Origin of the sequence: Agrobacterium sp. 33MFTa1.1 (genome assembly GCF_004328495.1) — a bacterium.
GTDB classification, from domain to species: Bacteria; Pseudomonadota; Alphaproteobacteria; order Rhizobiales; family Rhizobiaceae; genus Agrobacterium; species Agrobacterium pusense.
In genome coordinates, this window is sequence record NZ_CP036358.1 from 2281360 (window position 1) to 2293512 (window position 12153).

Here is a 12153-nt window from a genome sequence, read left to right on the forward strand (position 1 = left end):
GAACGAGAATTGTGACGAAAAGCATCATAGAGCTGAAGAAAGCCGACCTCACGCTCGGCAGTGCCGCCGCCTCCGTCCACGTTCTCAAGAACATCGATCTCTCAATCAGAGAGAGCGAGGCGGTTGGCATCGTCGGCCCCTCCGGATCGGGAAAGTCGACACTTCTGATGGTGCTTGCCGGGCTCGAGAGGCTCGACAGCGGCGAAATCATCATTTCGGATACGCCGCTGCACGAGCTCGGTGAGGACGCGCTCGCGGATTTCCGCGGCCGCAACATTGGCATCGTTTTTCAGTCCTTCCACCTCATCGCCAACATGACCGCACTGGAAAATGTCGCAGTGCCGCTGGAATTGGCAAACGTTCCGAACCCGTTCGAAATCGCCGAGCGTGAACTGGTCGCTGTCGGTCTCGGCGAGCGCCTCAATCATTATCCCGGCCAGCTCTCCGGCGGCGAGCAGCAGCGTGTGGCCATCGCCCGCGCACTCGCCCCGTCGCCAGCCGTATTGATAGCCGATGAACCGACCGGCAACCTCGATACCGACACGGGCAAACAGATCGCCGATCTTCTGTTTGCCAAACAGGCCGAGCGCGGCATGACGATGATCCTCGTTACCCATGATCCCTCGCTGGCGGCCCGATGCTCACGGCAGATCAAGGTTCGCTCCGGCGAAATCGAGGGCGACAGCGCCCGCTCACAGATGGCTCGGGCGGTATCCGCATGACCGGAATCTTTCTTTCGTCTTTTGCAAATGTCAGAAACGCAGCAAGGCTCGCGCGGCGCGAAATTCGCGGCGGCCTGCGGGGCTTTTACATCTTCCTCGCCTGCATCGCGCTTGGAACCGGCGCCATCGCCGCCGTCAATTCCGTCTCGCGCGCGGTCACCAGCGCCATCGCCACGGAGGGGCAGTCCATACTGGCAGGCGATGTGCGTTTTGAGCTGCGCAACAGGGAAGTGACGGCAGAAGAGCGCGCTTACCTCGATAGTCTCGGCACCGTCGCGGTTTCCACCGGTCTACGCTCCATGGCGCGCCTCGCCAATGGCTCAGAACAGACCCTGACGGAAGTAAAGGCCATTGACGGCTCCTACCCGCTCTATGGAACGTTCGTGGCCGAGCCGAACCGGCCGCTGAGCGAGCTTCTGGCCGGAAATGACGACACCTATGGCGCGATTGCCGCGCCGCTTCTGCTGGAACGGCTCGGAATCAAGGTCGGCGATGAGATTCTGCTCGGTAATGTGACGTTGAAACTGAACGGCACCGTGATCGATGAGCCGGATGCCCTATCTGATGGTTTCGGTTTTGCTCCTCGACTGATGGTCAGCCGCGACGCCCTTTTCGCCTCTGGTCTCGTTCAGACGGGCAGTCTCGTCGAACACGCTTACAAGATCAAGCTGAACGATCCTGCAGCACGGGCGGCAATGACCGATGCAGCCAACAAGGCCTTTCCCGATGCCGGCTGGTCGATCCGCACCAGCGACCGGGCTGCCCCGTCGCTCACCGAAAACGTCAACAGGTTCTCGCAGTTTCTGACGCTGGTTGGCCTCACTGCCCTGATCGTCGGCGGTGTCGGCGTCGCGAATGCCGTTCGCGCATTTCTTGATTCCAAGCGCACCACCATCGCCTCGCTGAAATGCCTGGGTGCGCCAGCCTCCGTGGTCACCATGACCTATCTCTTCCAGATCGCCTTCATTGCGGCCGTCGGCATTGTCATCGGGCTTATGGTCGGTGCCGTTGCGCCACTCATCGCCATGCGGTTTCTGGAGGGCGTGCTGCCAGTGCCGGAAGAACTTGCCTTCTATCCCGGCGCGCTCGGTCTCGCCGCTCTGTTCGGCCTCCTGACGACACTCGCCTTCGCCATCGTACCACTCGGTCAGGCACGCGAGGTGCCGGCTACGGCGCTCTTCCGCGAACAGGGTTTCGAGGAGGGAAGCTTGCCGTCCTGGCCTTATCTGACCGCGACCGGTGTGCTTCTGGCGGCGCTTGCGGCCCTTGCTGTCTTCTCGGCGGAAGACCGTTTCATAGCCTCGGTCTTCCTCGCGGCCATTGCCTTTGCCTTCGTAGTGCTGCGGCTGGTTGCCTCCGGCGTAAAGGCCATAGCCAAGCGCAGTCCGCGCGTTCATTCGGCTGCGCTGAGACTGGCGATCGGCAATATTCACCGACCGGGCGCACTCACCCCCTCGGTGGTTCTTTCTCTCGGCCTCGGCCTGACCCTCCTCGTGACGCTGACACTGATCGACGGCAACCTGCGCCGCGAACTAACGGACAGCCTGCCGGAGAAAGCGCCGAATTTCTTTTTCGTCGATATTCAGGGCAGCGAAGTGCAAGGCTTCCGCGATCTTCTCAAACAGGAAGCGCCGCATGGCACCCTGACGGAAGTGCCCATGCTGCGCGGCCGCATCCTCGCTCTCAACGGAGAAGACGTGACGAAAATGGACGTACCCTCGTCCGGGCGATGGGTGCTGCGTGGCGACCGCGGCATCACCTATTCCGAAAACATTCCTGAAAATGCCAAGCTGACGGAGGGCGCATGGTGGGCAACGGATTATAGCGGCGAACCGCTGGTCTCTTTCGCAGCGAAAGAGGCGGGTGATCTGGGCCTGAAGATTGGCGACAGCGTTACCGTCAACGTGCTTGGCCGCAGCATTACGGCGAAGATCGCCAATCTGCGCAATGTCGAATGGGAATCCCTGTCGATCAACTTCGTCATGGTGTTTTCGCCCAATACTTTCCGCGGCGCGCCCCATGCCTGGCTGGCAACACTTGCCGATCCTTCCGCAACTGCGGCCGACGAAGGCCGCATATTGCGCGCCGTCACCAATACTTATCCCACGATCACCAGCGTCCGCGTGAAGGATGCGCTCGACGTCGTCAACCGGCTTGTCGGCCAGCTCGCGACCGCGATCCGCGCCGCCGCAGCCGTTGCGCTCATTGCGTCCGTCCTGGTTCTCGCCGGCGCGCTTGCGGCCGGCAATCGCGCCCGTACGCATGACGCCGTCATCCTGAAAACGCTGGGCGGCACGCGAAGCCTGCTCATACGCGCCTTCTCCTATGAATACATGATCCTCGGTCTCGCCACCGCCGTCTTCGCGCTTTTCGCCGGCGGTGTCTCCGCATGGTTCGTGATCGCCCGCATCATGAAGCTACCCTCCAGCTTCCTGCCGGATGTGGCAATCGGAACCCTTGTCGTCGCCCTTGTGATGACTGTGGGCATCGGCCTCATCGGCACCTGGCGGATTCTCGGGCAGAAGGCAGCGCCTGTTCTCAGACAGGCCGGTGAATGATCATCGGTTGTGCGCCGCTTAACTTTAACGATTAATTCTTTGTAATGATCGCCAAAACGTGAGCGCTTTTCGCGCATACGGTGTCTTTTCGGCGGGAAAAGGCCTTGTATCGAACACGTTCTGCCATCATATTCTTGAGCAGGCTTGCTGAAGCTCCGCAGCGGCGCCCGGGAGGTATCCCGACACCGTAGCAATTACGGAGCTCAAAAGAGGAAACAATGGCTGACTTTAATAACTACCAGAACCGCATGGCGCAGACGCGTGCACAGTCTGGTGCGCTGATCGACGAAGGTCTTCGCGCCTATATGCTCAAGGTTTACAACCTTATGGCGCTGGCTCTGGTCATCACCGGCGTTGCCGCGTTCGGCACTTATACGCTCGCCGCTTCCAATCCGGCTGTCCAGCAGCTGCTTTTCGCGTCGCCGCTTCGTTGGGTCGTGATGCTCGCTCCGCTGGCACTGGTCTTCTTCCTTAGCTTCCGCATCCAGAACATGAGCGTTTCCGCTGCGCAGACGACCTTCTGGGTTTACGCCGCGCTGATGGGTGTTTCGCTCTCCTCGATCTTCCTGGTCTACACCGGCCAGAGCATCGTGCAGACCTTCTTCGTGACCGCGGCTTCGTTCGGTGCGCTCTCGCTTTACGGTTACACGACCAAGAAGGACCTGTCTGGCATGGGCTCGTTCTTGATCATGGGCCTGTTCGGTCTGATCATCGCTTCGATCGTCAACATCTTCCTTGCATCCTCCGCGCTGCAGTTCGCGATTTCCGCGATTGGCGTGCTGATCTTCGCAGGCCTGACCGCCTACGACACCCAGAAGATCAAGGAAATGTATTTCGATGCTGACGATGTTGCCGTCGCTGGCCGCAAGGCCATCATGGGTGCGCTGACGCTCTATCTCGACTTCATCAACCTCTTCACCTTCCTCCTGCAGTTCCTCGGGAACCGCGACGACTAAGGGATTGGGTCCTACGGAAAAAGAAAGGCGACCTCAGGGTCGCCTTTTTTATTACCTCATTTCGCTCAATGCGCCTGATCGCCCGTCAAGGCAGGAGACTGACGTTACTGGAGCTCATTCGATAAGTTTCAAAACCTTGTCGAAAACCTTGAGGACTTGCGGCAGCTCGTGGCCGCGCTTCAGAATGCGGCCATCCACATTGACGACGCTGTAAGCTCCCTGCTTCGCCGCCAGCCTGGGGTTCTTTTCGATCCTGTAGAGCGGCATTTCTCCCGACCGTTTAAAGACGGAAAACACCGCTTTTTCCTTCAGATGATCGATGGCGTAATCCCGCCACTCCCCTTCTCCCACCATGCGGCCATAAATGCGCAAAATCGCATCCAGCTCGCGGCGGTGAAAGGTCACCGGCAATGGATCCTTGTTCTTCTTGTATTCACGGAGATCGATAACGGTGGAACTGTCGCGTGAAGCGGTTTGAGCCTGCTGCACATCCGGTTGATCGGTCATCCAGTACCTCCGATTCCACCCAAATCATCAGATCAATGTGAGCTTGGCGGCTCGAAATTGCAAGTGTTGTCGACTTACGGCGCTGATAGGAACCAGATGGGGTTTCTCGGCTTCGAAAGCTCTGCAGGCAGAAAAACAATGCGACAACGAGCATCTGCCCCAACATCACCGACAAACCGTCCCGCGCAAAAGCAGGGTAAAAACGGTAACCATTTAGGCACCCATTTTACGGGCGCCTGCCGTATTTCGGTCAAACCATGGCCTGAATTGGGTGGAATAGTCGCATTGTCAATTGATGCCTAGGCACCAAGATGACCCGGTCCGGTGCATTGACCCTTTACCCCCAGCCCCCAGTGCCCGGACCGGATCTTCAATCGCCAGATCGGCGATTATGGCGTTTCGTTCCCCAATAAAATACTTGCACCGACAATTGCCGCGGGATCACCGCTTGCATTCGCCGTCTGCAACAGCACGGCGCAGCCGCCCTTTTTTACCTTGGCCACCACGCTCGCCGGCAGCTTTACCGTCATCGGCGAACCGTCCCACATGCCGACCGTCTGCACGTCATAAACGCTGTGCCAGTAGGACATTTTTTTCCCCTGGTTTTCACCCTTCTGCACATCCACGGTCTGCTCCCGGGTAAAATATGCGACGACGACATCGGCCTTGCCGCTGCCCGCACCGATATCGATCTCCACCTCATCACCCGCAAATTTTGACGAGACGGGTACGTTCAATCCCTTGCCCTCATGCTTGAACGAGTCGAGCCTGTCATAGATCCCGCGCACATCCGCGCCCTTTACGTGGTCACGGCCGTTCAGAATGGCCTGCGGCGTGTAGACCCCGTTGCGGCCGAGTGCACGCATGTAACCGTATTGCCGTTCGGTATTTTCCTTGGATGCGAGCGAATCCGTCCAGCCGAGATAGTTCCAATAATCGACATGATAGGAGAGACCGACGACGTCGCCCTTCTGGATCATCTTGCGCAGGGCCTCATCCGCCGGGGGGCAGGATGCACATCCCTGCGATGTGAACAATTCGACGACGCCCTTCACCGCCTGCTGCGCCTGCGCGGAGGTGACGAGCAACGTGCCGAGAAGACATATCGACAGGGGGAATTTCAGCGGCATTACAAAAACCTTTGTCCGGAAGAGATCCAGACGAATTGATGCGATCAATCCCGCCGGGATGCAAACCGGAAAATAACGTCTAACGCCCTTCAATAGAAAGTCACGAAGGGGTGAGCGACAATCACAAAACAAGCGACTTGAAACGGAAAGACGCCGGAATTCCTCCCGGCGCCTTCGATTGTCGAAGCTTTACGCAGCCAGATCGCGCAGAACGGTCTGCAGAATACCGCCATTGTTCATGTAGATCACTTCATCAAGCGTATCGATACGGCAAAGAAGCGGAACTTCCTTCACCGTGCCGTCGCTGTAAGTGATCTTGGCGATCTTCTTTTCACGCGGCTTGATCTCGCCTTCGAGACCGTCGATCTCAACGATTTCATCGCCTTTGAGGTCGAGGCTCGCCCAGGACGTTCCCGCTTCAAAGACGAAGGGGACGACGCCCATGCCGACCAGGTTCGAACGGTGAATACGCTCAAAGGACTGCGCGATGACCGCCTTGACGCCGAGCAGGTTGGTACCCTTGGCCGCCCAGTCACGGGATGAGCCGTTGCCATATTCGACACCCGCAAAGATGACGAGCGGAACGCCCTCAGCCTTGTACTTCATGGCCGCGTCATAGATCGACATCTCTTCCTTGGACGGATAGTGAATGGTGTAGCCACCTTCCTTGCCGTTCGGGCCGAGCATGTGGTTGCGGATGCGGATGTTGGCGAAGGTGCCGCGCATCATCACTTCGTGGTTGCCACGACGTGTGCCGTACTGGTTGAAGTCGGCAACGCCGACACCATGCTCGGTGAGATAAGCACCGGCAGGCGATGCCGCCTTGATCGAACCGGCCGGAGAAATATGGTCGGTAGTGATCTTGTCGCCGAAGAGACCGAGAACGCGCGCGCCCTTGATGTTCTTGAGACCCGAACCCGTCTTGCCCATGCCCACGAAGTAGGGTGGGTTCTGGACATAGGTCGAGTTGTCGTCCCAGGCATAGGTCTGACCCGGCGGCACCTGAACGGCCTGCCAGTTGGCATCACCCTTGAAGACGTCGGCGTACTTCGTCTCGTAAAGCTCGCGCGTGACGTATTTCAGGATGAACTCCTGAATTTCCTTCGAGGTCGGCCAGATATCCTTGAGATAGACCGGGTTGCCGTCCTTATCATTGCCGATCGGCTCCTTGGTCAGGTCCTTCTGGACCGTACCGGCAAGAGCGTAAGCGACGACGAGGGGCGGAGAGGCCAGATAGTTCGCCTGCACGTCAGGCGAGATACGGCCTTCGAAGTTGCGGTTACCGGAGAGAACGCCGGCCGCAATCAGGCCCTTGTCGTTGATCGTCTTGGAGATCGGCGCCGGCAGCGGGCCGGAGTTGCCGATGCAGGTCGTGCAGCCGAAGCCAACGAGGTTGAAACCGATCGCATCGAGATCCTTTTGAAGGCCCGACTTGTCGAGATATTCGGCAACCACCTGTGATCCAGGTGCAAGCGACGTCTTCACCCATGGCTTGGAGGTCAGCCCCTTGGCGACAGCGTTACGGGCGAGAAGGCCGGCAGCGATGAGGACGGAGGGGTTGGACGTGTTGGTGCAGGAGGTGATGGCGGCAATTGCCACATCGCCGTGACCAAGATCGAAGTCCTCGCCTTCAACCGCGTAGCGGCTCGAAAGCTGGCCGGGCTTCTTGTAGTCATTTTCGAGAGCAGTCGCGAAATTGGGCGCGATGGTTTCGAGCGGCAGGCGGCCTTCCGGACGCTTCGGGCCGGCCATGGACGGTACAACGTCGCCGAGGTCGAGTTCGAGCGTGTCGGTAAAGACAAGATCGGAACCGTCGCCGGTGCGCCACATGTCCTGGGCCTTGGAGTAGGCTTCCACGAGGGCAATACGATCCTTTGTACGGCCGGACATCGTCAGGTAATTGATGGTTTCGCTGTCAACCGGGAAGAAGCCGCAGGTCGCGCCATATTCCGGGCCCATATTGCCGATGGTCGCTCGGTCGGCCAAAGACATTGAATCAAGGCCGGGGCCGAAGAATTCAACGAACTTGGAAACGACGCCCTTCTTGCGCAGCATCTGCACGACGGTCAGAACGAGGTCGGTCGCGGTGACGCCCTCCTTCACCTTGCCAGTCAGCTTGAAGCCGATGACCTCAGGCAGAAGCATGGAAACCGGCTGGCCAAGCATGGCCGCTTCAGCCTCGATACCGCCGACGCCCCAGCCGAGAACGCCGAGGCCGTTGATCATGGTCGTGTGGCTATCCGTGCCGACGCAGGTATCCGGATAAGCGATGGTCTCGCCGTCCTCTTCCTTGGTCCAGACGGTCTGGCCGAGATATTCCAGGTTGACCTGGTGACAGATGCCCGTGCCGGGGGGAACAACGCGGAAGTTCTTGAATGCCTGCTGGCCCCACTTGAGGAAGCGGTAACGCTCGCCATTGCGCTCATATTCAAGTTCGACGTTGCGGGCAAAAGCGTTCGGCGTACCGAATTCGTCAACGATAACGGAGTGGTCGATGACGAGATCGACAGGAACCAGCGGATTGATCTTTTCGGGATCTCCACCGAGAGCCTTGATACCATCACGCATCGCGGCAAGATCGACCACGGCAGGAACGCCGGTAAAGTCCTGCATGAGAACGCGGGCGGGGCGGTAGGCGATTTCGTTTTCGGTGAGGCCCTTGTTGTTGAGCCATTCGGAAACCGCCAGAATGTGTTCCTTGGTAACGGACTGGCCGTCCTCGAAACGCAGGAGGTTTTCGAGCAGGACCTTCATGGAATAGGGCAGCTTGGAAACGCCCTTCAGGCCATTGGCTTCAGCCTTGGGCAGGCTGAAATAGACATAGTCCTTACCATCGACGGTAAGAACGGAACGACATTTGAAACTGTCGAGTGATTTGGGCATGGATAAAAACCCCGCTTACACTGATAGCCAACACGTTCGTGCGGACACCTATGCACTCATGCACATCAGGATGCGGGTACGACCATTTCCGCTGTCCGCACGTGAAAATTGCTCCTCGCAATCGTCAAGTCCGGCGCAAGATGATGTTCACGCCGGCCGCTGGCGTGTTGACACCCATATAGATAATTTCAGACAAACGTGCCAGACCATTCCACGACGCTAATCGATTTTTTTATGATCGAACGGCAAATTTTAATCGGAACGCAGCATGGATCTGACGGCGGAAAATCTTGGCGTGCGACGCGGCGAAGATTTCATATTCATGAACATTTCCTTCAAGTTAAGCGACGGTGAGGCGCTGGTGCTGACCGGGCGTAACGGCTCGGGAAAATCGACGCTGCTGCGCACGGTGGCCGGTCTGTTGCGACCCGAGCGGGGGCAAGTGAAGATAGCCGGCGAAGGAATAGAAGCCGAGATGCGACCTTCGGAAGCGTGCCATTATCTCGGCCATCGCAATGCGATGAAGACGGAACTGACAGTTTCCGAGAACCTGCGCTTCTGGAAGGATTTCCTTAGAGACTTTCATGGCGCGGCGGGCGTAGCGATTGACGAAGCGGCCGAGAGTGTCGGCCTTGCCGGCATTACCCACCTGCCTTTCGGTTACCTGTCCGCCGGTCAACAGCGCCGCTTCGCGATGGCAAAGCTCCTTGTCGCATGGCGGCCGGTATGGATTCTCGATGAACCGACTGCGGCGCTCGACAGGGCGGCAGACGACATGTTTACCGACCTTGTGAAAGGTCATCTTGCAAAAGGCGGGATCGTGCTGGCGGCAACCCATCAGCCTTTGGGGCTAACGAATGCGCGGGAATTGCAGATGACGGGGTTTGCGGGTGTGGAGGCTTGGGCGTGATGGCGATGTGCAGGCGGCCTACCCCCCTCTGCCCTGCCGGGCATCTCCCCCTCAAGGGGGGAGATCGGCAAGAGGCGCTACAGCCACTCGATTCTCGAGCATTGAGTTGGACGAGACCTAACCGCGAGTCGATCTCCCCCCTTGAGGGGGAGATGTCCGGCAGGGCAGAGGGGGGTAAACTTCACCCGCCGAGGCCACCCCAATGACCGCTCTCTTCCTCCGCGATCTCAAACTCTCCATCCGCGCCGGCGGCGGCGCGCTGATCGGCGTCCTGTTCTTCATGACAGTGGTTGCCGTCATCCCTTTCGGCGTTGGACCCGATCTCAACCTGCTTGCCCGTATCGGCCCGGCCATTGTCTGGATCGGCGCACTTCTGTCCGCCCTTCTCGGCCTCGACCGGTTGTTCCAGGCCGAACGCGACGACGGCTCCCTCGATCTCATCCTGATGCAGGAAACGCCACTGGTGCTGACCGTCTTCGTCAAATGCCTGGCGCACTGGGTATCAACGGGCCTGCCCTTGGTGCTGGCATCACCCCTTCTCGGCCTGTTCATGAACATGGACGAGGTGGCAATCGGCGCGGTGATGCTCACCCTTCTCGTCGGCTCACCCGCCATCACCTTCATCGGCGCGGTGGGGGCGGCGGTCGCCGTTGCCCTGCCACGCGGCGGCCTTCTGGTCTCCATCCTTGTCCTGCCGCTCGCCATTCCGGTGCTGATCTTCGGTGTCAGCGCTTCCTACGCGGCAGTGCAGGACCCGGCGCCTTTCCTGCCACCCTTTCTCATTCTCTGCGCGATCACGTTATTTTCAGCCGTGACCGGCCCTTTCTTTGCCGCTTTGGCACTGCGCAATGTTATGGATTGAGGAAACCGCAACGCACGATACCCTGTTGACAGGGATCAATTGCGGGGCGGCCATTCTCGGGTTACACAAACGGCATGAACGAGCAGACTTTCTCCATCACCAAGTTCAGCGATCTCGCCAATCCCACGCGGTTTCTGGCGCTGGCGACACGCATCCTGCCATGGCTCGCCGGTTTGACCGCGCTGGTGCTGGCGGCCGGCCTCTACATGTCCTTCACCTCGGAAGGAGATTACCAGCAGGGTTACACGGTGCGCATCATGTATGTGCACGTTCCGTCCGCCTGGCTGGCCATGATGTGTTATTCGGTCATGGCAATATCCGCTATCGGCACCCTCGTCTGGCGTCATCCGATAGCCGATGTCAGCCATAAGGCCGCAGCCCCCATTGGCGCGGCCTTCACGCTCATCGCACTTATCACCGGTTCGCTCTGGGGCAAGCCTATGTGGGGAACCTGGTGGGTGTGGGATGCGCGGTTGACCTCCGTTTTCGTGCTTTTCCTGATGTATCTCGGGCTCATCGCACTCAACCGCGCCATGGACGATCCATCCAGAGCCGCCCGCGTCAGCGCGGTGCTGATCCTCGTCGGGTTCGTGAATATTCCGATCATCAAGTTTTCGGTCGAGTGGTGGAATACGCTGCACCAGCCGGCAAGCGTCATCCGGATGGGCGGCTCCGCCATCGACGCGGAGTTTCTCTGGCCGCTTCTGACCATGGCGATCGGTTTCACGTTGCTGTTCTTCACCCTGCATATCGCCGCCATGCGCAATGAAATCTGGCGCCGCCGCGTGGCCGCGCAACGCCGGCTTGCCGCTCGCATGGCGAACCGAGAGGGTTGAGGGATGACACACGCCTTTTATATCGGCATGTCCTATGCGGCGACCGGCCTTGTCGTTCTCTGTCTCATCGCCTGGGTCGTCGTTGACGGCCAGGCACGCAAGCGGGAACTGAAGGAACTCGAAGCATCCGGTGTGCGCCGCAGGGCAAGAGCCGGTTCCGCTGGTGACGGCAAATGACGCAGACTAACCAGAATGACACATCAAAATCCAGGTCGTCTGGCCGCGCACGTTACGCGCTGGCGCTTCTTCCCTTGCTGCTGTTCGGCGGCTTTGCCCTCGTTGCCGGCAAGATGCTATATGATCAGGATGTCAACGGACTGGATGTCAGCGCCATACCGTCAGCGCTGATCGGTACCAGGGCGCCGACCCTGTCGCTGCCGCCGCTGGAAGGTTCGCACCTGCCGGCACTGACGGATGCCGCCATCAAGGGCAAGCTGACGCTGGTCAATGTCTTCGCTTCCTGGTGCATTCCCTGCCGGCAGGAACATCCGCTGTTGCAGGAACTGGCGAAAGACGACCGCATCACTGTCGTCGGCATCAATTACAAGGACAAGCCGGACAATGCCCTGCGTTTCCTCGGCGAGCTCGGCAACCCCTTTGCTGCCATAGGTATCGATCCCAGCGGCAAGGCGGCGATTGACTGGGGTGTGTATGGCATTCCCGAAAGTTACCTGGTCGGCGCGGACGGCACGATCCTTTACAAAAAGGTCGGCCCCTTCGATGCCCGCAGCGTCGAGCGCGACCTGCGACCGGCCATTGCGGCCGCAGCCGGGAAATAACCGCTCGTAA

General features: G+C 59.2%; 11 protein-coding genes. 8 read left to right on the forward strand and 3 right to left on the reverse strand.

Features of this window, described 5'->3' with window-relative positions:
- The first annotated feature begins 11 nt into the window (after positions 1–11).
- From EYD00_RS11485 to EYD00_RS11495, 3 genes are all read left to right on the forward strand, one after another.
- Positions 12–722, forward strand: coding sequence for an ABC transporter ATP-binding protein (locus EYD00_RS11485; protein WP_004443899.1), 711 nt, complete (start codon positions 12–14; stop codon positions 720–722).
- Complete coding sequence (locus EYD00_RS11490; protein ID WP_004443900.1) at positions 719–3280, forward strand: ABC transporter permease; 2562 nt, start codon at positions 719–721, stop codon at positions 3278–3280. Before EYD00_RS11485 ends, EYD00_RS11490 begins: the two co-directional genes overlap by 4 nt.
- Positions 3281–3498: 218 nt before the next feature.
- Positions 3499–4236, forward strand: coding sequence for a Bax inhibitor-1/YccA family protein (locus EYD00_RS11495; RefSeq protein ID WP_006698258.1), 738 nt, complete (start codon positions 3499–3501; stop codon positions 4234–4236).
- Between the two features lie 114 nt (positions 4237–4350).
- On the opposite strand, the gene EYD00_RS11500 is transcribed toward EYD00_RS11495, so the two are convergent.
- From EYD00_RS11500 to acnA, 3 genes are all read right to left on the reverse strand, one after another.
- Positions 4351–4743 (reverse strand): DUF2794 domain-containing protein, encoded by a 393-nt coding sequence (locus EYD00_RS11500; RefSeq protein WP_004443903.1) that lies wholly within the window; start codon positions 4741–4743, stop codon positions 4351–4353.
- A gap of 389 nt (positions 4744–5132) precedes the next feature.
- On the reverse strand, positions 5133–5873 hold the full coding sequence (locus EYD00_RS11505; protein WP_004443905.1) for a DUF1223 domain-containing protein: 741 nt from the start codon (positions 5871–5873) through the stop codon (positions 5133–5135).
- A gap of 189 nt (positions 5874–6062) precedes the next feature.
- Entirely contained in the window at positions 6063–8756 is a 2694-nt protein-coding gene (acnA, locus tag EYD00_RS11510) for an aconitate hydratase AcnA (protein ID WP_004443908.1), read from the reverse strand.
- 268 nt (positions 8757–9024) lie between these two features.
- Between acnA and ccmA the strand changes: the two genes are divergently transcribed.
- The 5 genes from ccmA to EYD00_RS11540 all read left to right on the forward strand — a co-directional run bounded on the left by ccmA (position 9025) and on the right by EYD00_RS11540 (position 12143).
- On the forward strand, positions 9025–9666 hold the full coding sequence (gene ccmA, locus EYD00_RS11515; RefSeq protein WP_034500067.1) for a heme ABC exporter ATP-binding protein CcmA: 642 nt from the start codon (positions 9025–9027) through the stop codon (positions 9664–9666).
- 202 nt (positions 9667–9868) lie between these two features.
- On the forward strand, positions 9869–10528 hold the full coding sequence (gene ccmB, locus EYD00_RS11525; RefSeq protein ID WP_004443913.1) for a heme exporter protein CcmB: 660 nt from the start codon (positions 9869–9871) through the stop codon (positions 10526–10528).
- Positions 10529–10602: 74 nt separating this feature from the next.
- Entirely contained in the window at positions 10603–11364 is a 762-nt protein-coding gene (locus EYD00_RS11530; protein ID WP_004443916.1) for a heme ABC transporter permease, read from the forward strand.
- Between the two features lie 3 nt (positions 11365–11367).
- On the forward strand, positions 11368–11541 hold the full coding sequence (ccmD, locus tag EYD00_RS11535; protein ID WP_004443917.1) for a heme exporter protein CcmD: 174 nt from the start codon (positions 11368–11370) through the stop codon (positions 11539–11541).
- Complete coding sequence (locus tag EYD00_RS11540) at positions 11538–12143, forward strand: DsbE family thiol:disulfide interchange protein (RefSeq protein WP_004443920.1); 606 nt, start codon at positions 11538–11540, stop codon at positions 12141–12143. Before ccmD ends, EYD00_RS11540 begins: the two co-directional genes overlap by 4 nt.
- Positions 12144–12153: the final 10 nt, after the last annotated feature.

Excerpts from the sequence above, each read along its gene's own strand:
- ccmA (WP_034500067.1), top strand. The coding sequence starts at position 9,025 with ATGGATCTGACGGCGGAAAATCTTGGCGTGCGACGCGGCGAAGATTTC.
- EYD00_RS11495 (WP_006698258.1), top strand. The coding sequence starts at position 3,499 with ATGGCTGACTTTAATAACTACCAGAACCGCATGGCGCAGACGCGTGCA.
- EYD00_RS11500 (WP_004443903.1), bottom strand. The coding sequence starts at position 4,743 with ATGACCGATCAACCGGATGTGCAGCAGGCTCAAACCGCTTCACGCGAC.
- EYD00_RS11530 (WP_004443916.1), top strand. The coding sequence starts at position 10,603 with ATGAACGAGCAGACTTTCTCCATCACCAAGTTCAGCGATCTCGCCAAT.
- ccmB (WP_004443913.1), top strand. The coding sequence starts at position 9,869 with ATGACCGCTCTCTTCCTCCGCGATCTCAAACTCTCCATCCGCGCCGGC.
- acnA (WP_004443908.1), bottom strand. The coding sequence starts at position 8,756 with ATGCCCAAATCACTCGACAGTTTCAAATGTCGTTCCGTTCTTACCGTC.
- EYD00_RS11505 (WP_004443905.1), bottom strand. The coding sequence starts at position 5,873 with ATGCCGCTGAAATTCCCCCTGTCGATATGTCTTCTCGGCACGTTGCTC.
- ccmD (WP_004443917.1), top strand. The coding sequence starts at position 11,368 with ATGACACACGCCTTTTATATCGGCATGTCCTATGCGGCGACCGGCCTT.
- EYD00_RS11540 (WP_004443920.1), top strand. The coding sequence starts at position 11,538 with ATGACGCAGACTAACCAGAATGACACATCAAAATCCAGGTCGTCTGGC.
- EYD00_RS11490 (WP_004443900.1), top strand. The coding sequence starts at position 719 with ATGACCGGAATCTTTCTTTCGTCTTTTGCAAATGTCAGAAACGCAGCA.